Here is a 20,229-nt window from a genome sequence, read left to right as displayed (position 1 = left end):
TGTGACTAAGTCGAAGCATATTGCTTGGCATGACTCGATTGTATCAAAAGAAGCTAGGCAGAAACGAAACAAACATAAAAGTGCAGTACTTTGGTTTACGGGGCTATCTGGCTCCGGGAAATCAACGATTACCGTGGAGCTGGAAAGGAAGCTCTATCAACTAGGTATTTACACGTATCGGCTAGATGGTGATAATATTAGGCATGGATTGAACAAGAATCTTGGGTTTACACCGGAGGATCGAGCGGAAAATATCCGACGAATTGGCGAAGTATCGAAGCTATTTATCGATGCGGGTGTTCTTACATTGACTGCCTTTATCTCTCCATATCGAGAAGACCGCAATCTTGTAAGAGCGCTGCTGCCAGATAAAGAATTTATTGAGGTATATGTAAAATGTAGTTTAGAAGCGTGTGAAGAACGTGATCCCAAGGGATTATATAAAAAAGCACGTGCTGGTGCAATAGCGGGTTTTACTGGTGTCGATGCACCTTATGAGGAACCAATTGCTCCTGAACTAACTATTGATACAGAGAAACAATCGATTGAAGAAGCGACGCAGCAGGTTATTAATTACTTGTTAGAAAATGATTATTTAACGTAAGGATAAATGATGCTGTTCGAAGGGAAAACCTTAGAAGAAATTATCTGTATGAATCGTAGCAAATCAAAGGAATGCATATTTATGGCGATACAGCATCAATTCTAGCGTAATGTTAGAACTGTCTCATAAGGTTAAAAAGCTAAGAAAGTATTATATTAGCCCATGTGGATAAAAATGGCGTGTTGAGCCACGCCCAGCTCCAGCGCCCCGTAACGAGGCGACTTCACGAATCTGGCAGTGAATTTTCTCTCATGCGCAAGCTGAATCATTGCCAAGGAAGAGGAGTGTATTCCAGTTAGTATCGATAAGCTACCTTATGAGACGTTCTTTTTAACTTATGAAGTTGTTTCCGATGCTTCCATTACTTTAGGTGTAAGATATTGCATAGAAATAGGTCTGTTTGACAGCATTTTAATTAATTGGTCAGCCATGTAGTCAGTGGAATATTTGAATCCACCTTTTACCCATTCCATAATCATTCCAAATAACGCATAAGCTTGATAACTTATCTGTAAGTCTTTTTCAATTGAATTGTCTCCCCTGTCCTCTTTTTGCAGCTGTGCAAGATCGTTCATTGGCAATTTTTTCAAAATATCACATAATTTATTTTGAAAACCTGGTAATACATGTTCGTGATAAATAATGGTTTGATAGAAATCAGCAAAACGTGCCACATGTTCAAATATTTTAATACTAGCAGGGGTCAGGTCATGGAGACTAAATATTTCCTTATTAGCATATGGATCGCGGTAAGATTTAGTTAAATCAGATATGACATCGTCGACTAGCTCATGGAGTAGATCCTCTTGTATTTGGTAGTGCTTATAAAATGTTCCCCGATTTAAATCCGCTGTTTTGACAATATCCGTGATGGTGATTTGTCGTAATTCCTTTTCTTTCATAAGTGTAAGCAACGCAGATTTTAATGCAGTTTTTGACTTATGAATCCGCCGATCTACTTTCATATACAATCTACCACCAATCTGTTTATTATTTTGTTATGTTCAACATCAAGGGTGTTTAATGTTGATTAATCAACATGTTAGCGGTTATTTGAATATTGCTACCTTAAGTATAGTACATTATGCTTCTAGTATACAGTCACATGATATTGTCATTAGTTGGAAGACCTATTTATATGTAGATAAAGGAGAGATTATGAATGAAATTATCAGGCAAAGTAGCAATTGTTACTGGTGCTGCTTCAGGTATGGGAAAAGCTATTGCTGAGCTCTATGCCAAAGAGGGTGCTAAAGTAATCGTTTCGGATATTAATTTAGAAGGTGCAGATGCGGTAGCTTCTGCCATCGAATCAGCTGGTGGTACAGCAAGAGCAATGAAGACAAACGTAGCAGAACGTGAAGAAATCGACCAATTAATTGATATAACTGTTCAAGAATTTGGGACGCTAGATATTCTAGTCAATAATGCAGGAATTATGGATGGCTTTGAGCCCGCAGGCGAAATCGAAGATGAGAATTGGGAGCGAATCTTTGCCATTAATACAACTGCGGTAATGCGTGCTACAAGAAAAGCCCTACCGATCTTTCTAGAAAAAGGAAAAGGCGTTATTGTTAATACTGCGTCAACTGGCGGTTTAAATGGGGCGCATGCTGGTGCAACATATACTGCTTCCAAACACGCTGTAATTGGTTTTACGAAGAACACTGGCTATATGTATGCAGATAAAGGTATTCGATGTAATGCAATTGCTCCAGGTGGTGTTGCAACCAATATCGGTGCATCCATGAAAAACGTAAACGAGCTTGGAGCAAGTCGTACAAAAGCTGGTCAGGCAGTTATGCCACGTGCTGGACAACCTGAAGAAATTGCCAATGTAGCTCTATTCTTAGCATCTGAAGATTCAAGCTTTATAAATGGTACGGTCATTACTGCAGATGCAGGCTGGACAGCAGCATTCTAATGAAAAAGTACTAGATATGCGGGGGCAAAAGCGTTCTAATCGAAGAAAAAAATGAAACAACTAAAAATGATCGTTCGTTCAACTAATTCGCTCCAGAAATATACGTGCTTCCGCGTTCGGCTGGTGCCCCTCCTCTTGCTGGTGAAATGTCGTACTACGGTGTCTGCTCGAAGCCTTTTATCTTGTACTCTCGCAGGATAAGGAAGGCTTCGACAGCAGTACATCGCACGCAGGAAAAGCGATCTTCTTTTTTCAACAATCTACGAATATTTGCTATTGTGCATCTTTAGAATGGACTGTTTTAGTTAGATCCTATCCTTCCCTTTTCCATTATATAAAAAATGAAGATAACTTGCTCGTATACAAAGGTTGTGTCCTTTCTTGCTAAACGTTATGTGATGAACTTACAAACTACTTAAATGCTCGTGAATAAGCCTCCACTTCCCATCCTCCGTTTGTACAAAAACATTCGTTGCACGTCCGCTTCCTGAAACAAGCCGCCCTTCATAGTACCCTTTATAATGGTAGTTGTAGATACAGGTTGCTGTATGTTCATCGACAGCGATCCACTGAATGTTTTTTGCTTGGTAAATTTCATCCTCAATTGTCCTCCACGCGTGCTCGAAATACATTTTTATTTCAGGGATGGAAGCACAGGTTTTATCGGTAAACCAATAATGTGCATCCTTATGTAACATCTTTTCAACCTGTTGGAAATCATGTGAGTTCGTTGCATCTATATACTGTGTAAGTGCATTTTTATAGTTCATGATTAGTCACTCCTCTTATGTTTCGTTTTAATTGTACCTGTTAAAAGTATAGCTTTGTTTACGCATAAAAACAAGAATATACGTTCGTTTATTTATGCTGTTGACATTTTAATTCAGAAATTTATAAAATTAGATTGGGGATGGGGAGAGAGAAAATGTATATTATCTTAGGAATTGGTATAATTGCTGTTATTATTGTTTTAGTTTTAATAGCTAAATTTGCAGCATTTTCGGAGTTTATGAGTGGTTTTAAAAAAGGGACATTTGAAAAGTTAATGATTGGGCTTTCCGTTGCAGGCGTTGTATCGCTCGCTTATGGAATTTATTATGAAGTGACCTATCAACCACCCTATTTAGATATACAGGTGAATGGGAATGAACATACAGTTTTTGGTGAAATTGGTGATGTCGGATATTATGGTGATGGACTTGTAACTAAAGATAAAGAAGCCAATCTTCATCTTGTCACATGGGAAGATTGGAATTTAGAGGGCAACACGGTAGTAGAGCTTACCTATCCATCAGGTGCAACGGAAACGTGGGAGGCAAATATAACCGAATTAAATGACCAAGTAATCAATGGTTTGGCAGAAGCGCATGATGTGCAAAGTATATATGAGCTTTCCCCCTATACATTTACGGAATCAGGAAATGTAGAAGTACGTATACAGGAAGCCGAGGCTAGCTTTATTATTGAAGTAAAGGAATGATCATCAAAAAAAGGATGACAGATGTCTATGTGTGGAGTTTTTCAGCTCCATGTGGAACTGGATGTTAAGCCCCATCGTTGTCCGGTATGTAATGTGCTTACAAAAACAGAAAGATACATTGATAATTGATTAACATACACAAATATAGGGGTGCCGCCATGGCGGGCACCCCCTACGATAAGTCATCATTGGCTCGCAAGCTTCAACTTGAAGCCTTTATCTCTATTGACTCACTCCAGTCGCTACGTTTCTAATCGAGCGCTTGCGCTTTTTTCTTAGGAGAGATGTTCTGTTTGATTATAGTCACGAACCTTCCAATCATCTTGCTGAACATGAATATTACTAATACATCCATTCATAAGCTTTGTTTTACCAGAACCAATTTCCCCGTCAGATAGCTCGGAGAGTATCGCATTAATTACAGCGCCATGTGCAACTAATAAAATCCGTTTGTTAGGGTATTGCTCCTTCACTTTTGCAATACCACCCATTACTCGTGCTTGAAAATCCTCCCGCTCTTCCTGATTAGGGAAGTTGCGATCAGGATAAGCTTCATTCCTTTCTGCGATGGTCATTCCTTCTGCTTTTCCAAAAGATCGTTCCTTGAACGCTTCCATTATTTTAAATGGTAATTGTAGTTGCTTATTTATAATTTCTGCAGTTTCCTTCGCTCTTCGTAATGGACTACATATCAGTTCATCATAATCTTCGCTATTTAAATATGTAGCACATTTCATAGCTTGCTTTCTACCAGTATCATTTAATGGAATATCCGTTTTGCCTTGGAGCTTTCCCGCAGCATTCCAATCGGTTTCCCCGTGTCTAATTAAACAAATAGTTGTCATGTTCATTGCTCCCTCCCCTTCATCACCTATTCATTTATTATACTAAATAAAATTCGTTGGAGTTCACAGTAAACGTGTTCGAAGTTCACAAATCAAGATACGTATAAATTCACAAATTCTTCACATTCTAAATGTATAAAGGAGGATGGACCGATGCATACATTTTTTATGGCGGTTAGCTTGAGTGGGTTGATGCTTATTACAGGGGCGACTTCTCTAATTCCTACAGAACAAGCTGCTGCAGCTGTTGTTGAAGAAGTTCCTGCCTATGCAAAGTGGGGTAAAATGGCTGTCAAAGCAACGATGGCTAAATATCCAGATGCCGAGATTGTTGATTATTTATACAGTGGCAATGAAGAACAGGATGACTCAAGAATAGAAAAATTTAAGCTGTGGCTACGAGAAGGAGATAAGGAATTTGGTGTGCGAATTCATATAAAGCATCATGTATCGTCAGAAAAAGTAGAAGGAATTTCCTTTGAGGAGACGTCGAATTGACAAAAGCGCATGACGATAATCGATCTGCGCTTTTGTTCCTACATATCTTCTGGATTGATGATAGCTAATACTTGATGGTCTTCCCACTTTCCGTTTATTTTCACATTCTTTTTGGCAATACCTTCTTTATGAAATCCTGCCTTCTCTAATACACGAATCGATCCGGTATTATGTGGCATAACTCCTGCTTCAATCCGATGGAGCTTCAGCTCGTTAAATCCGAAATCTACTACAAGCTTAGCCGCCTCGGTCATGTATCCTTTGCCATTATGAGATTTATCAAGAACGTAGCCGATAAGTGCACACTGTACTGGTCCCCGCTTTACTTGAAACAAATTAATCGTACCAATTAGCTTGTCCTCTTCGTTTAGAAACATCCCAAAATGGTACTCCTCTTCTTTCGCTTGTCTACTTATCGCTTGCCGAATTCTTTTAAGCTGAGCCTCTTCTGTATAAAAATCCTCTTCTCTTTCTATGGAATAGGCTGCAAAAAAGGAGCGGTTCCGTTTTTCGAGATTCAGGCATTCGGTCACATCGTCTTCGGTAAACGGCCTTAGATAGAAATGTTTTCCTTTTAACATCGCTTTCACTTCCTTCCATCTATCTATTTCGAGTTATTTTGTAGAATTTCCTTCTATTTTATTGCTGAAAAAATAAAAACTATTTCTGTTTTGCTTTCCAAATAAACTGAGGAAAAAGGTGCAAACAAATGAAGGGTCAAGACGAATGATGGAGTATAATCGCTAATTTTTCTCGGATTTATAGTGAATAAGTTATAACATTTTAGCTATTATTTATAATAACCGTAGCTTTATTAGGAGGTTTGAATCGTTTTTAACAGAGGTTTCTTTTCGTTGACAGATAAGGGTAGTTATTTAGCCTCGAAAAAAGTAACGAAATCAGCTTCTTTTCTAATGGGTTTCATTCCTAACTCCTATGTATAAGTAAACAGAAATCAGTACATATTAATCATTTTTTATTATTCATAAACATAGCTACGGGTTTCGACAAATTTATCGAGTCTATTAATCTATAATAGTTTCTACACGTAAGATTCTAGCAATTCATTTTTAAAATTTACTAGAGTTAAGAGGGTGTAGACTTCATAATTAATAGCAGAAAGGGAGTGAAGGATGAACGGCTCCGCTTGCTCCGGGCAGCGGCTAATTTATGAAAGATGGAAAGGATGGTAGGTATGAAATTAAAGAAAAAATGGATGGCTTTGACACTGGCGGTTCCATTGTCATTTGGAATGATTACCCATAGTACTATGATTCATGCGCAAGAAACAAAAATAAACATAGATAACTCCTACGATACCCCCTCATATATTATTGAAAAATGGCAGGCACCAAGTGGTCTATCCAAAAAAGAGGTTGTCCTTTCATATTTGGAATCCAATCAAGAACACTTTCAATTAACAGATCGTTCGCATATTAATTTTAACATAACAAATGAACAAATAGATCGGGAAACAGGCACCACCCATTTTAAGCTAGAGCAGTTGTATAAAGGCATACCTATATTTGGCGCGGATCAGACAATTACATTAGATGAAAATAAAGACGTTACTGCGTATTTCGGTAAGGTTATTCCTGCAATAGAAACGAAAAATGTGGCAGAAAAAACGACGGTATCAGCAGCGAAAGCAAAAGAAATTGCTAAAGCACATATTGAAAAGAAAATTGGGGAAGTAAAGGATTATGATGGTGAAGTAGATGCAAAACGATATTTATATGAATATAAGGAAAAATTCTATGACACGTATCTTGTTACGGCTTCTACTACACAGCCATCCGTAGGGTTTTGGCATTATTTTGTTGACGCGTCCAATGGTAGCATTATCGATTCATATAATGCTGCTCATCATGTTACTGCTTTTGGAAGAGGCGTGTTTGGTGATAAACAGATGTTTGAGGCTCAGGCATTTAATGGGATGTACAGGCTATTTGATATTACTCGTGGTGATGGGGTAGTAACGTATGACCATACAACAGGTACAAATGTAGATATAACAAGTTTAAATAAGATGTTCCGGGATGGATCAGCCGTCGATGCTCATGCAAATGCACAAAAAACATATGATTATTATTTGGATACCTTTAATCGTAATTCTGTAGATGACAATGGTCAAATTTTAATATCAGCGGTTCATGTCGGACATAACTGGAATAATGCATCGTGGAATGGGAGGCAGATGTCCTATGGGGATGGAGATGGCATTCGTTTTCATCCGTTAGCAGGAGGACTTGATGTTGCTGCTCATGAAATGAGCCATGGTGTTGTTCAGCATACAGCCGGATTAATTTATCGTAATCAGTCTGGCGCCTTGAATGAATCGTTTGCAGATATATTTGGGGCAATGGTTGATCGGGATGATTGGCTAATCGGTGATGCAATTATGGCAGATGGAACGATGGCCTTGCGATCAATGGAAGATCCGACGGCATTGATTGAAAGACGCACACAGGAGCCCTATCCAGATCATTGGGATAGAAGATATACAGGACCATTAGATAATGGTGGCGTTCATATAAACAGCAGTATTAATAATAAAGCAGCTTATTTAGTTTCAGAGGGAGGAGAGCATTACGATGTTGAAGTGAATGGAGTTGGCCGTGATGTAACAGAACAAATTTATTATCGCGCCCTATCCCTTTATTTAACAAGTAATTCCGATTTTAGCATGATGCGTCAAGCTGCTATACAAGCGGCGACGGATCTATATGGAGACGAATCAGAGGCGGTGGCAGCTGTCGAACAAGCCTATAATGCTGTTGGAGTCTATTAGTTGAAAAAAATCAATACCTAACTATCTTTTGTTGGAAGGTAGCTAGGTTATGTATTAGATCAATTTTTTCCGTGGGGATGGTAAGCTGTCTTAAATGATGTATTTAAATAAATATGTTACAGTTCATCGTAATTAATCAGTTGATACTACTTCTACGACAATGTTCCCAGTAAGCTCATCATCTATCCCGCATATAACTGGCAGTAAGACCCCCACTCAAGCAATAAAGTAAAACCAATATGGATAGGTGGGGATCAACTGCCAGTAAATGTCCGATTGGTTCAACTAACAATCCGTGGGGGATAAACAAAACTCCCACGGGATGAAGTTTCACTATATAAAAATGAGTACATTCCAAACTCCGGGAGATGGGAATAATAAATTTGATGGCATATTAACTTCGTTTTTATTAATTTGTGCTCCGCTGTAGAATTCTCCAGAAAACACCTTAATTAAATCTTTTGCTCCTTTTTTTTAATGCCATTATTTCTACTGGTTGATTTTTAATATTTTCTTGTCCCCAATAAAACCAAAAATATTTTTGTGATTTACTAGATACGATTGGGAAAGGGCCAGTTATACCAAATGCATCCTTTTTTCCGATAACTTCATAAGTTAAATCTTCACCATCCTTACTTTTCGTATGATACTCAAAGGTTGGAGTAAGCTCCCAATCATTATATGCTTCATTTAATGCAGTTGTTGAATTTTCATCATTCCCTTTTATAGCTTTTACGCTGTCTTCTTTCACTTTACTGTCCGTTTCACACGCAGCAAACACTATTAAGAAAAATATTAGATAAACCAATACAACCGTTTTATACAACGATATCACACCTCTCAACAATCTTATTAACTGAAAGTATGCTGGATTCCGTTAAATGATCCCTATTTCTATAAGGAGATTATTTCTTCCGCCAAACTGACTTGGTGTATGCGATGGTCATTCCTGCTTTTTGCATGTTCTGCTGGCTCACACTACCAAATGTGGCTTGACCAACGATGATTTTACAGTTTGCCTCTCTTGCAAGCTGGATACGTCGTTGAAGTAAGGCTTGATGCACACCCTTATTTTGGTCCGTAGGAAGCGTTGCTGCGGCAGCTAAGTTCGCAATCGTATTCTTTGTAAATAGTACACCAACTCCTGCCGGTGTATTGCTGCTATTAGCAAGTAGAAACGTCCAGCCAGGCACCTTGTGCAAAACAGCGTTATTTTCTGCAATAAAGGGGTTTAAAAAATCAGGCATTGCGAATCCTTTTGTATAAATATGTGCAAATGTATTAAAATTGTCTATATGTATTGGTTTGATAGTAATATCAGGAAACTGTCTGCGTTTAAGCTTCGCCGTTTCTCCATAAAGAACGGTATGAAATCCTTTTTGGTAAAAGCCTCTGGAAGCAAGTGCATCAAATACAACATTTGACACATGGGCTGGAGTTAGTTCGAATTGTAACGGAATGTTCTTTTGCTGGTAGAAGTCAATTATCTCCTCCAAATGGTCGCTATCATTATCAGTCAGTCCTTTCACTGTATTAAAGGAAGGGCCAGGAATTTTGGTAGCAGTAAATGCAGTAGCATTTCCAAATGTTCTTACGTCAGCATCCATTGGATTTCCTTGGATGTGGGAAATAGCAGTTAATCTTGATTGGAGTGTATCAATCTCAGCTTGTTCGATCTGCAAAGCCATTTCGTTTGTTAGTATCACGTACACACAATCCCTTCTATAGCTCGTATATGATTATTCTCTTATAAATAATGAAAGCTTAAGGGAAAGTTGTGTAGCAATCCCCTTACAGCTGCTCCAAATCATATACGTGAGATAATCGATTACAAAAGTAGTTACGTTTCGAATGTCTTTTCTGTTTTGGTTATCACCTTTTGCTTTAAGCGATCTGCTTGCTTAATATAAGCTTTCACATATCCTGGGATCGTGAACCCGTGGATGATCTCCTCTGTTGTCATCCAATAAACAGCAGCTATCTCGTTAGGATCTTTCGCAATTGCTTCACCAGATTGATGTTCACATAGATATACTATATTTACAACATGGATACCTGTATCGGTTACAAAGGAGGCGCTTGTTATATATAGGGTGCTTAACAGAAATTCCTACCTCCTCGGTAATTTCTCTACGTAATGTCGTTTCAAGTATGGTATCCGTATTGCCTTCTTTGCTCTACTTTTCCATCAATTAGTGATAATGTATTAGCGGCATGATCTTCTTTACACTACGTTTTCCAATTAACCATTTGTTGTCTTTATAAATGGCGCCTTCTACACTTACGATAAACAATAGCATTACTCCTTATCTGTGTTATAAAGTCCTCTTCGTATTAAATTGGCAGTGATGGGTTCCCTATTTAGCTCGCGCGACCAGATAGATAATTGTCCCACATGGTGGATTTCGTGAGCAATGACATGACGCATGATTTCCCCGTGGGTAAACATTCCAAAACAAGGCTTATAATCTTTACCAGCATGATACGATTCGATATAAGGTAAAATTTGTCTCCTACAAGTTTGGGAAAATGTTACTATATCCTCTAAGGTGGTAAATTCTTCTTTGTCATAATGGTATTCTTCTTTACCAGCTAATCCGTTTATCCACGCTTGCTCCACATCTATGATGTGAAAGAGCGTACCCAAAATACTTCTTACACCACCAGTTCGTTGCTTTACCAGTTCATCATGAGAAATTGGCTTACACCAATCAAACCATTCATCTCGAACCTGCCAATTATAGCGGAAGAATGTTAGCAAACGATCAGCTCCTTTTTATTAGCTCGTTCCGAAAATCTTTCAGTAGTCCCTGCCTTCTCTGGATAAAAGGCAAATAGTAGAAGGTACTTGCTTTTTCTGGGGGTATGGTTGTTTCTGAAAAGATATAGATTGTTTTTCCAAAGCCGTCGCAATGCCTAATTCTATATGACTCCCTTTTCCTGCAGGTACTAGCATAAATAAAATACATCACAGTCTACAACTGCTTGCTTCTCTTTGCTGCCAATGAATTGTAGCTCCTTTTCCGTGGTTGCTCGGGTATTCTGTGTCCAGTCGTATGTTTGTAGATGCCCGTTATGGACGAGCCCTTCTGCTAAGTAACGTACGTGTTCTTTGTTTTTAAAACTAGAGGCTATGTAGAATTTCATAGAAGCAATTTTCCTTTCCAGCTTATGCATTTGTTCGTGAAATAAAGTAAGACTGTTAGCTCCATCAAGGGTTGGTCGAAGGGCGTGCTATACTAAGCTGTAAGCATGCTTGTTAGAATGTAGCCCCCCTTCTCCCGAAAATAGTTGGAAATATAGACTAGACCTGTCACACTATTAGTATATAATTAGTTAGAAAATTAGGAAAGGGTTGATAATTTTGAGGGATAAGCAGGCTAATGAGGCGAAACTATTGACAAAAGCTGGGTTTACAGCAATTGGTCTAAAATGGGAAGGTACATTTGTTGGAGCGGCCGCTGGAGAAATTCGAAATCTGCAAAGAGAATTGCGAAGGCGAGTACATGAAATAGTCGATGCATTGGAGCCAGATCGTTTCTTTGGATTATCTTATCATGCAAATCCAGCTTCGAATGGTTTCATCCATTATGCTGTCGTGGAAGTGACTGACGTGGAAAAGATTCCATCGGGTATGGAGATTGTAACCGTACCTGAGCTAACATATGCAACGTGTGATCATGAAAAAGGACAGGCAATAGATCGCTCCTACCAAAATATCTATGAATGGATTCAAAGCCAAGGGTATGAGGATAACCCTGTTGGTCATTTAACCCATGTTGAGCTATACAAGATGGATAAAATCGAAGAGGAGCCAGAATTTACGATATTAATACCCGTAAAGAAAAGCTAGATTTACAGAAGGGCCTTTTAAAGAATAAACGATAAAACTCTGAACTACTATTCGAACATAACTTCGTATATCGAATGGAGTTCAGATTTTCCTTATCTATATTTCGTTTGGTTTGTCCCTTTTCATACTAGCTATCTATAATGACACTAAACGTGTTGCCATCTAGATCATAAAAGTCAAAGCCAGTAATTGCTCCATGATCCTCTACCTCGGAAACATGCACACCTTTTAGCTTTAATTCAGTATGTAATGCATGCACATCAGCAGTTGTAAAATTGAAGTAGGAATTCTGAAAATCCGTAATGTCAGGGAAAGTGGTTGGTGGCATTTTTTTCACCTTTATAAGTGTTACATATTGCTTTTCCTCTGTAAAATAAAAATCTGCTCCATTACCATCTGGCCAAGCGCCAATAGGATTTAACCCAAGCTTCTCCTGATACCATTGAGCAGATTTTTCCATATTGGTTACAGGGATAAATACAGCGCCAATTTTTATCATCTCTATACCTCCTTTTTTGATTTCACTTTAAGTAACGCAAGCTGGGAGCTAATTCTTACACATTAGGTATTTTTTTGAATGAGGACTACAAAACTCAATGTATTCCCAGCCAAGTCTGTATCGAGTTGTGCGTGTTCAATCATTTTTTGTATAATTTTTGAATCTAATGGTAGGATTGTTTATGTGAACTCCTTATAGTTAGGGATTTGGACAGGACTACCATACCCTAATTATAAAGTTTTTTCATGAATTTTTATAGTTGGAATTACCAATATTCGCAATCTTGAGGAAATGTATGTTGCTTGGCTTTAGTTTCAAAATGTAATGATCGCTAGTGAGGAAATTATAAAATTAGAGGCTGAGACAAAAGAATGAAGAAACAATTCGTTTTCTAATTAGAATCATTCATTTAGCACCTGAAATAAGCGAGACTCCGGCGGGAACAGCACGAGTCCAAAGATCCACTTGGTAACGTGTTTTTCTTTACTAAGTTAGCTGATGCCGTGCCCGCGAAAAGCGCGTATAGTTTCACGGTGCGGCGATGATACTCCTATTGATAACATGATTATTCGTATTTTGAGTAAAGAAGTTGTGTTTTGTCCCAGCTTCTCGTTGGTAAAGTGCCCTTCATATGGCGAAACAAACAGCCCGTTTGATGAGCGGGTACTTATTTGTACTTAACCCCTCCTTCAGTTATCCATACAGTTAGAATCTTTTAGAATATGATAATACTGTATTGGTAAGAAAGGAGGAATTTGATGAAAGCTGATTACTTTTATCAAAAAGCCTGTAAATACTATGGAAAGCCAGTTAAGGTCGTAGATCACTATGGGAAATGTTATCGTGGTGTTCTAAAGGATGTTACTCCTAAAGGAATTTATCTTGATTCAGGTGTATCAGGGTTCTTTTTTCCCTTCTTTGCTATTGTTTCCCTTGTATTGTTGACATCATTATTCTTTATTTAAAATAAAAGAACCCTTCTAAAAAGTCGAGTATGAATAATGATTACTAGTACACATCGAAGGATTTTAATCATCAAAAGATGCCTCTTATCAACTTATGAAAGAGGCATCTTTTTCGAAAGGATTAACAATTCGGAGGGAAATATTAATAATAGTATGGGAAAAATAAACGACGTAGTCGGAAAAATGGAAATCGGAACCGTCTAAAACGACGAAACCTTCTAGGAAAACCGAATCCACCATATCCGCCATATCCACCATATCCACTATACCCAAAGCCGTATTGGCGTTCCGTTCCCACTTCTCTGTCCATATCACCATATGGCATAAGCAATGTTACACTGTCGTCATCTACATCTTCAATAATGCCATCATACATTTGCCCATCTATTGCTTGAATTTGCACAAAGTATAAATGAAATTTATTACATAATTCATACATTTGTTTTTTGTGTGTATTATGATCCATGTATGGAGAATCATAGCCTGGTTCATATGGTGATTCATAGTGTTGATATGGGTGATCCATTTCATGTTGATAGTGCATTGTATCCTTCCTTCCTATATTACTCACTCCTAAAATATTCATCCCATAGGCAAATGTTACAAAGTATAGCTAATAAATTTAAAATATCATCTTATTGTTGGCAATTTAATAGTGGTACATGCCCAGTTCTCCACATTAAATGATGCAGCTAAAATAAAGGGAATTTCAAAATTAGAAAATGCAAATTAATCAACGTAATACTCCAAAGTGGATTAAAATCACCTTTCATTCTTTTATCTCCGTTGCCTCAGTCCAGTCGCTACGTTTCTATTCGGGAGCTTCCGCTTTTGTTCCTTCTATAATTTAGAGTATGGAAGGAAAGGTATAGGCTCCTTTTGTTTTAAATAAATCCTACCTTGTATCTCTGCAATTATTTTTTATATAAACAAAAAGGTTAGTCACTAAGACCAACCTCTTGAACTATACTGTTCGCTTTCTGATGGAACAGAAATCCCCATTGATTGTAAAGCTTCTTTTGTTTCATTTAAATACGCTTCTGCCTGCTCTTGCCATATGATAATTGTTTCCATAAAGGATTTATATTCAGTTGGCGCATTCTCAGCCATCGTATCTAAGCCCTCACGCACTTTTTTATCTTGCGTCTCCGCATTAATTATACAAGCTATTAATGTGTCAATAATAGATTGCCGTTGCTCACCATTCGTAAGTCTTTGAGATGATCCCACTGCGGTTATACGATGATAGGATGCAGGGACTAGGTGACTATGCATTTCGTTGTTCCCTTTTAAATCCTTTGTTTCCGGTATATGGAATAACTCGCTACTCATAGCACATACCATTTCTTCAGCATACAAACTATGGTACAAAAAAGATAAAACAGCTTCCCAATTGCTTACTCTGTAATTATAAAATGGATACAAAAAACCATCTCCCTTATTTGATAAAAGAATTATCTTTTAGGGTATGATCACATATCCAAGTAGGTGTAATTGATTGGAAAGTTTTCATAAAAAAGATGCTGACAAAAATAAAATATAAGTCAGCATCATCATTTCTTCAATTGTCGATTTATTACGTTAAAACTTTCTAATAACTGTGTCCAAATGCTGCAGCTCCTACAATGATTAATAGAATGAATAATACAACAATAAGTGCAAATCCACCACCGTATCCGTAGCCACCACCATAGCCGCAGCCGTAACCGCCACCATAGCCTTGACCGCCATATCCGAATGACATTCATATCCCTCCTTTTATCCTGCATATAACTGACAGTAAGACCCCCACCTCAAGCAATAGAATGAAATCAAAATTGGTAAGTGGTGGATCGACTGCCAGTAAATGTCCGATTGGTTCAAAAGTCTTTAGGTCATACTTGTGGTACTAACCATCCGTGGGGGATAAACAAAATTAAATTTATATCAACACTCTCTACATAGTAGGAGTGACAAACATGGCTATCATTATTCGTTAAATTGGGTTGCTTTATTTCGTCTTAATTCTTATTTACGTTTATTAGCCGTAACTACCATAGCCGAATGATCCAGCACCAACAATAATTAGAACGACAAACAACACAACAACTAGCGCAAATCCACCACCATACTGTGACATTTTTAGATCGGACCCTAATAAATAGACTTCTCTTATAACCTATGAATGAAGGCTTTATTATGATTGGTTATACGCTGATAATGATAAGATTTTTCCGTCTAGAACTGCATAACCTCACTACGTGAGGCATTTTAAACGTATATCAAGAGGAGGGATATTCATGATTGAAAAATGATGTTATGGCTTATGGACCCTACAATGGGCGCATCGATGGAAAATATGTTAATAAGTAAACATGATGAGAACCCATATTCAGTGACACCTATTGTAGGGAAGCTAACCCTACGGGCTTTTAAACAAAATAAAATTATGTAAGCAACTAATTTTAGCATTTCCTTTGACAACATGGTGTATTAGGAAAATGCGGATTTTACAGAATTTCTAATTCCCAAGTATTAAAATTGAGAAGCTAGCCTTTTGGTTCCTTCATTGACAGTTAATGTCCGCGTGACCTGGCTCGTTACTATACATCCAACAATTAGGTTTTAAAACTATACAGACCATATATCCATACATAAACTATAGCAATTATATGGAAGGAAGGTGAAAACATGCTAAAAACGTTTAAAGCTAGATTGAAGGGAGATAACGAAGTCCCCCCGGTAAAGACTAACGCTTTTGGTAGTGCAAAATTTGTAGTAAATAAAAGAAGAACTAAAGTAAAGTTTTCGCTAGATGTTCGGAACATTCGAAATTTCATTCAGGCTCATATTCACTTTGGTGAACGTGGAGAAAATGGACCAGTAGTAGTTTTCCTATTTGGGGCTAACCTAGAAACGCTTGAGGAACAAAATGGCATTACGACGCAAAGAGGTGTTATTACTGGCATTATTACTGATGATGACATTGTACCAAATGAGGTAGGAATAAGGACTGTAGAGGATTTAATAAATTCTATGGAACGAGAACTAACGTATGTAAATGCTCATACTGAACAAAATCCTGCAGGGGAGATTAGAGGTCAAATTGTACCACTTTAGTTTCCGCGATTAATCGCTAATGATATTCGCACTAGGATAGTTATAACCGATTATGCAAGAAATTTAATTGTTTATGTATTGTAACGATGGCTAACTTACAAAATAAAATAAATCCCAATTAAAGTATTGTGGTCCATCGTTCCATAAGCTTATGTATATGATAGGGTAATAGGTTATAAAACGACACTCTTCTATATATAAAAATCCTAGTAGAAACCAATGGGCTTTTCCTTTGTTTGTCATGTTATAACCTTTTATCTTATGAAACCTGTCATAGATGATATGGTAATGAAACATAAATTACATGACATTCTTTTTCTTTCTAAGACACGTTTTTTAAGCCGAATTATCGGGAAGAAAGGTCCACATTTTAAGCTTCTCGAAGGAATCATGAAAGATAAATGAGCGGTCAATTGCTCGTAAAGCCCGATTGGTGAGATACAGTGAAACTTACCTTTGCATTCTTTCAAAGGTATCGTTGTTGAATCGATCGGGTTCGTATCGTTGATGGAAAGAGCGTATGCGGAGCTCTTAGCGACTGTAGAAGGGATAAATAAGGTCCTATTTATCTAGGTCTATGGAAGCTTTTTTTATAAAATTTCTAATAAACGCACTATTTTACTGTATAATTAAAATATTCAAATAAAATGAGGGGATGTGGACAAGCTCATGGATTGGAAGAATCACATGAAGAAAGGATTTTTGCTCCTCTTGTTCTTACTTATTACGATAATCCCATTTTTGAAACAGGAGGAGCCCTTATTTGTAAAAGCATCCGAAGATATAACAGAGGCAGAAATGGATGAAGATGCTCCGTTGGATGAAAAGCTTTCCGCTATACTAGCGAATGAGCATCTGGAAGGGACGGTTACGGGTGTTAGCATTAAGCGTGCAGATACTGGTGAACTACTTTATCAACAGAACGGTGACATTCGACTACATCCGGCTTCTAACATGAAATTACTAACTGCAGCAGCAGCTTTAGAAACACTTGGGAAGGACTACCAATTTGCGACAGAGATATTAACGGATGGTAAGCGAAGAGGGAAGGTACTACATGGAAATCTATACTTAAAAGGAAAGGGTGATCCCACCCTCCTCCAAACGGATTTTGTTCAATTTGCTAAGGATTTAAAGAAGCAAGGAATTCGGAAAATTAAGGGAGATCTTGTAGGTGATGATACATGGTATGATGACGTTCGTCTTTCGCAGGATCTGAATTGGTCTGATGAGCCATTTTATACAGGTGCACAGGTCTCGGCATTAACCCTGTCACCAAATGAAGACTACGATGCTGGTACGGTAATTGTAGAAGCAACTGCGAAAGATACTGCCAAAGGAAAAGCGGAAATACGTGTTACGCCAGAGACAGATTATATAACGATTAAAAATAACACGAAAATGGTGGATGCCGGAGAGCCGAGGGATATTTCGATTGAGCGAGAGCATGGATCGAATACGGTAGTTGTTGAGGGTACGATGCCAGTAGAAGGTGCAGCGTCTAGGTCGTGGGTATCGGTATGGGAGCCAACTGGATATGCGCTCGATGTATTTAAAAAATCATTAAAAGCACAGGGGATCTCTTTTATTGGCAACTCCAAGGATACGTTTGCAGCAACACCGGCAGATGCCCAGCTCCTAACATCTAAACAGTCAATGCCATTAAAGGATTTACTCATTCCGTTTATGAAACTAAGCAATAACGGGCATGGTGAAGTGCTGACAAAGGAAATGGGAAAAGTAATAAACGATGAAGGCAGCTGGGATGAGGGGCTGCAGGTGATCGGAGACGTTATTACCGATTTTGGTGTAGATGAAGACACGATACTACTTCGGGATGGTTCTGGAATGTCGCATAAGAATATGATTCCAGCAAATGATCTTGCTGAATTGCTTTACAACGTACAGGATGAGGACTGGTTCGCTGCTTATAAGGAGTCATTACCGGTTGCAGGTGAAGCAGAAAGGTTAGTTGGAGGTACACTTCGGTATCGAATGACATCAGAGCCAGCAAAAGGAAATGTGACAGCAAAAACAGGATCGTTAACGGGGGTATCCACCCTTTCTGGCTATGTTACAACGAAGGATGGGAAGCCGCTTATTTTCTCCATCATGGTAAATAATTACGTGGGTTCTAGTGCAACGATTAGAGGAGTGGAAGATCAACTAGCTACCACGTTAGCAGCACATGAATTTACGGAAGAATAATGAATGCCATGGAGGATGGCTGAGGTATTATGTAAATACAGTAACTAACCTATTTGGAAACCCCTTCGGGAGAAGAATTTGTGTGTGAAAGAGGTTTACTTACGAGAATATTGAATTGTATATTCAGTTATGTCGGAGGAGAGCTGCTTTTTGGGCAGCTCTTTTACGTTGAAGATGGCTATCGCTAAATGTAGCTTGGAATGCTAAAATGAAAAGAAAAAGAGCTCGTTATGCAGAGGTGATTCCCTATGCCTAGATTAACATCTGAAAATACTTTTTTAAAAAGCTTACAGTTAAAACAGGAGCAAGTGCCTTCCTTTGATACATTTCCATTCGATCTACCCGTTATTCGTCATTTGGGAGTGTTAGATTTTCATCCAAATGTTACGTATATCATCGGTGAAAATGGCATGGGTAAATCAACACTGTTAGAGGCAATTGCTGTAGAATTAGGCTTTAATCCAGAGGGAGGTACGCGGAATTTTAACTTTTCCAGCTATGATTCGCATTCACCTTTAGATAACTATATTCGGATTAGTAAAGGTGTCCAGCGCCCGATCGATCATTTTTTCTTTCGTGCAGAGTCGTTTTACAATGTAGCAACGAATATTGAAGTGATGGATAGTCAGCCAATGGCTGGGCCACGTATTATTGACTCCTTTGGAGGTAAATCTTTACATGAGCAATCTCATGGAGAGGCCTTTTTCGCAACTTTTATTCATCGTTTTCAAGGGAATGGTCTTTATATATTAGATGAACCAGAAGCGGCTTTATCACCGTTACGACAAATGTCCATGCTTACGCGCATTCATGAATTAGTAGAAAATGGCTCACAATTTATTATATCCACCCACTCACCAATTCTTATGGCGTATCCACAGTCTCTATTATTTGAATTATCGGATTCGGGTATACGGGAAACGACGTTAGAAGAGACAAGTCATTATGCTATGATGCGGCAGTTTTTTGAGAATAAGGATCGAATGCTCCATCATTTGTTTTACGAGTAGAGCTGTTTGATTTGTCTGGTAAACGTCATATATCCATTGGAAGGAAAGAGGAGACTATCGATAACGGTATAAGCCCTTTAGTTTTCTTGGAAAAATAGAAGGTCATTCAAAAACAAGTGCGTATTCTCAGGCAAATATGGCTATTTCCTTTGCTTTCACAGGGGCTTGGACGTATAAGGATGGAAAATGTGATGTGTAAGTGTAACCAACAAGGGAAAGGTAAGTGGATATGTCAAGAGTTAAAAAAACAATTTATACGTTAGTTGTGATTCTGGTGATATTAGCGATTTTTTCATTTGTATCTACAAATGTATTATTTAAATAAAGAAATTCATTTGTTTTATTTAATATCTAAAAAGGGAGAGCGTATTGCTCCCTTTTGTTCAAAGTTAAGAAAGTATAAAATCAGTGCAATGACTGCGTTAAGCCAAGTAGTTATTTTGAAATGTTTGA

The 20,229-nt window shown here is 38.0% G+C and carries 25 protein-coding genes; 11 read left to right on the top strand and 14 right to left on the bottom strand.

The features are described 5' to 3' along the window. Position 1 precedes the first annotated feature (1 nt). Complete coding sequence (gene cysC / locus Q1A47_RS09575; protein WP_166530610.1) at positions 2 to 604, top strand: adenylyl-sulfate kinase; 603 nt, start codon at positions 2 to 4, stop codon at positions 602 to 604. Between the two features lie 335 nt (positions 605 to 939). Here the strand turns inward: cysC and Q1A47_RS09570 are convergent, their stop codons facing one another. Further along, the gene (locus Q1A47_RS09570) at positions 940 to 1,569 is read right to left on the bottom strand and encodes a TetR/AcrR family transcriptional regulator (protein WP_121604185.1); all 630 of its coding nucleotides are present in this window, start codon (positions 1,567 to 1,569) and stop codon (positions 940 to 942) included. A 197-nt stretch (positions 1,570 to 1,766) separates the two neighbouring features. On the opposite strand from Q1A47_RS09570, the gene Q1A47_RS09565 reads away from it, so the two are divergent. Beyond that, complete coding sequence (locus Q1A47_RS09565) at positions 1,767 to 2,528, top strand: SDR family oxidoreductase (RefSeq protein ID WP_026683041.1); 762 nt, start codon at positions 1,767 to 1,769, stop codon at positions 2,526 to 2,528. Between the two features lie 404 nt (positions 2,529 to 2,932). On the opposite strand, the gene Q1A47_RS09560 is transcribed toward Q1A47_RS09565, so the two are convergent. Beyond that, positions 2,933 to 3,298, bottom strand: coding sequence for a DUF4440 domain-containing protein (locus Q1A47_RS09560; RefSeq protein WP_026683042.1), 366 nt, complete (start codon positions 3,296 to 3,298; stop codon positions 2,933 to 2,935). Positions 3,299 to 3,453: 155 nt separating this feature from the next. On the opposite strand from Q1A47_RS09560, the gene Q1A47_RS09555 reads away from it, so the two are divergent. Beyond that, entirely contained in the window at positions 3,454 to 4,008 is a 555-nt protein-coding gene (locus Q1A47_RS09555; RefSeq protein ID WP_166530611.1) for a hypothetical protein, read from the top strand. 275 nt (positions 4,009 to 4,283) lie between these two features. Here Q1A47_RS09555 and Q1A47_RS09550 read toward each other — a convergent pair whose 3' ends face one another. After that, the gene (locus Q1A47_RS09550) at positions 4,284 to 4,853 is read right to left on the bottom strand and encodes a histidine phosphatase family protein (protein ID WP_026683043.1); all 570 of its coding nucleotides are present in this window, start codon (positions 4,851 to 4,853) and stop codon (positions 4,284 to 4,286) included. 153 nt (positions 4,854 to 5,006) lie between these two features. Between Q1A47_RS09550 and Q1A47_RS09545 the strand changes: the two genes are divergently transcribed. Continuing rightward, positions 5,007 to 5,351 (top strand): DUF3889 domain-containing protein, encoded by a 345-nt coding sequence (locus Q1A47_RS09545; RefSeq protein WP_026683044.1) that lies wholly within the window; start codon positions 5,007 to 5,009, stop codon positions 5,349 to 5,351. Positions 5,352 to 5,389: 38 nt separating this feature from the next. Here Q1A47_RS09545 and Q1A47_RS09540 read toward each other — a convergent pair whose 3' ends face one another. After that, positions 5,390 to 5,932: a GNAT family N-acetyltransferase gene (locus tag Q1A47_RS09540; protein WP_026683045.1), complete on the bottom strand. Its 543-nt coding sequence runs from the start codon at positions 5,930 to 5,932 to the stop codon at positions 5,390 to 5,392. Positions 5,933 to 6,546: 614 nt separating this feature from the next. Here Q1A47_RS09540 and Q1A47_RS09535 point away from each other — a divergent pair. Beyond that, the gene (locus tag Q1A47_RS09535) at positions 6,547 to 8,142 is read left to right on the top strand and encodes a M4 family metallopeptidase (RefSeq protein ID WP_034679881.1); all 1,596 of its coding nucleotides are present in this window, start codon (positions 6,547 to 6,549) and stop codon (positions 8,140 to 8,142) included. 448 nt (positions 8,143 to 8,590) lie between these two features. Here the strand turns inward: Q1A47_RS09535 and Q1A47_RS09530 are convergent, their stop codons facing one another. The 5 genes from Q1A47_RS09530 to Q1A47_RS09510 form a co-directional block, all read right to left on the bottom strand. After that, entirely contained in the window at positions 8,591 to 8,968 is a 378-nt protein-coding gene (locus Q1A47_RS09530; protein WP_166530612.1) for a hypothetical protein, read from the bottom strand. 79 nt (positions 8,969 to 9,047) lie between these two features. Then, entirely contained in the window at positions 9,048 to 9,830 is a 783-nt protein-coding gene (locus Q1A47_RS09525; protein ID WP_246484800.1) for a GNAT family N-acetyltransferase, read from the bottom strand. A 152-nt stretch (positions 9,831 to 9,982) separates the two neighbouring features. Further along, complete coding sequence (locus Q1A47_RS20880; protein WP_366141125.1) at positions 9,983 to 10,105, bottom strand: hypothetical protein; 123 nt, start codon at positions 10,103 to 10,105, stop codon at positions 9,983 to 9,985. A gap of 336 nt (positions 10,106 to 10,441) precedes the next feature. Continuing rightward, positions 10,442 to 10,903 (bottom strand): DinB family protein, encoded by a 462-nt coding sequence (locus Q1A47_RS09515; RefSeq protein WP_166530614.1) that lies wholly within the window; start codon positions 10,901 to 10,903, stop codon positions 10,442 to 10,444. 188 nt (positions 10,904 to 11,091) lie between these two features. Next, on the bottom strand, positions 11,092 to 11,289 hold the full coding sequence (locus tag Q1A47_RS09510; RefSeq protein WP_246484797.1) for a hypothetical protein: 198 nt from the start codon (positions 11,287 to 11,289) through the stop codon (positions 11,092 to 11,094). A gap of 217 nt (positions 11,290 to 11,506) precedes the next feature. On the opposite strand from Q1A47_RS09510, the gene Q1A47_RS09505 reads away from it, so the two are divergent. Continuing rightward, positions 11,507 to 11,995 (top strand): GyrI-like domain-containing protein, encoded by a 489-nt coding sequence (locus Q1A47_RS09505; RefSeq protein WP_166530615.1) that lies wholly within the window; start codon positions 11,507 to 11,509, stop codon positions 11,993 to 11,995. Positions 11,996 to 12,122: 127 nt separating this feature from the next. Here Q1A47_RS09505 and Q1A47_RS09500 read toward each other — a convergent pair whose 3' ends face one another. Next, positions 12,123 to 12,494, bottom strand: a complete 372-nt coding sequence (locus Q1A47_RS09500) for a VOC family protein (RefSeq protein ID WP_166530616.1) — start codon at positions 12,492 to 12,494, stop codon at positions 12,123 to 12,125. 758 nt (positions 12,495 to 13,252) lie between these two features. Between Q1A47_RS09500 and Q1A47_RS09495 the strand changes: the two genes are divergently transcribed. Continuing rightward, on the top strand, positions 13,253 to 13,459 hold the full coding sequence (locus Q1A47_RS09495; RefSeq protein ID WP_034679890.1) for a DUF2642 domain-containing protein: 207 nt from the start codon (positions 13,253 to 13,255) through the stop codon (positions 13,457 to 13,459). A 142-nt stretch (positions 13,460 to 13,601) separates the two neighbouring features. Here Q1A47_RS09495 and Q1A47_RS09490 read toward each other — a convergent pair whose 3' ends face one another. The 4 genes from Q1A47_RS09490 to Q1A47_RS09475 form a co-directional block, all read right to left on the bottom strand. Continuing rightward, a complete protein-coding gene (locus Q1A47_RS09490) occupies positions 13,602 to 14,003 on the bottom strand; it encodes a hypothetical protein (protein WP_246484798.1) in 402 nt (133 codons plus the stop codon). Between the two features lie 401 nt (positions 14,004 to 14,404). Next, positions 14,405 to 14,884, bottom strand: a complete 480-nt coding sequence (locus Q1A47_RS09485) for a hypothetical protein (protein ID WP_026681909.1) — start codon at positions 14,882 to 14,884, stop codon at positions 14,405 to 14,407. Between the two features lie 166 nt (positions 14,885 to 15,050). After that, on the bottom strand, positions 15,051 to 15,203 hold the full coding sequence (locus tag Q1A47_RS09480; RefSeq protein WP_080668705.1) for a YjcZ family sporulation protein: 153 nt from the start codon (positions 15,201 to 15,203) through the stop codon (positions 15,051 to 15,053). 276 nt (positions 15,204 to 15,479) lie between these two features. Further along, positions 15,480 to 15,578 (bottom strand): YjcZ family sporulation protein, encoded by a 99-nt coding sequence (locus tag Q1A47_RS09475; protein WP_166530617.1) that lies wholly within the window; start codon positions 15,576 to 15,578, stop codon positions 15,480 to 15,482. 174 nt (positions 15,579 to 15,752) lie between these two features. On the opposite strand from Q1A47_RS09475, the gene Q1A47_RS09470 reads away from it, so the two are divergent. From Q1A47_RS09470 to Q1A47_RS09455, 4 genes are all read left to right on the top strand, one after another. Continuing rightward, entirely contained in the window at positions 15,753 to 15,893 is a 141-nt protein-coding gene (locus Q1A47_RS09470; RefSeq protein ID WP_299631924.1) for a hypothetical protein, read from the top strand. 236 nt (positions 15,894 to 16,129) lie between these two features. Continuing rightward, positions 16,130 to 16,558: a CHRD domain-containing protein gene (locus Q1A47_RS09465; RefSeq protein WP_026681910.1), complete on the top strand. Its 429-nt coding sequence runs from the start codon at positions 16,130 to 16,132 to the stop codon at positions 16,556 to 16,558. A 687-nt stretch (positions 16,559 to 17,245) separates the two neighbouring features. Continuing rightward, positions 17,246 to 18,766, top strand: coding sequence for a D-alanyl-D-alanine carboxypeptidase/D-alanyl-D-alanine-endopeptidase (gene dacB, locus Q1A47_RS09460; protein WP_034679289.1), 1,521 nt, complete (start codon positions 17,246 to 17,248; stop codon positions 18,764 to 18,766). 248 nt (positions 18,767 to 19,014) lie between these two features. Continuing rightward, complete coding sequence (locus tag Q1A47_RS09455; RefSeq protein ID WP_026681913.1) at positions 19,015 to 19,776, top strand: AAA family ATPase; 762 nt, start codon at positions 19,015 to 19,017, stop codon at positions 19,774 to 19,776. Positions 19,777 to 20,229: the final 453 nt, after the last annotated feature.

This window comes from uncultured Virgibacillus sp. (assembly GCF_947495635.1).
Lineage (GTDB): Bacteria > Bacillota > Bacilli > Bacillales > Amphibacillaceae > Virgibacillus > Virgibacillus salarius.
Note: the sequence above shows the minus strand (reverse complement) of the source record. Positions and strands in the feature narration are given on the sequence as shown.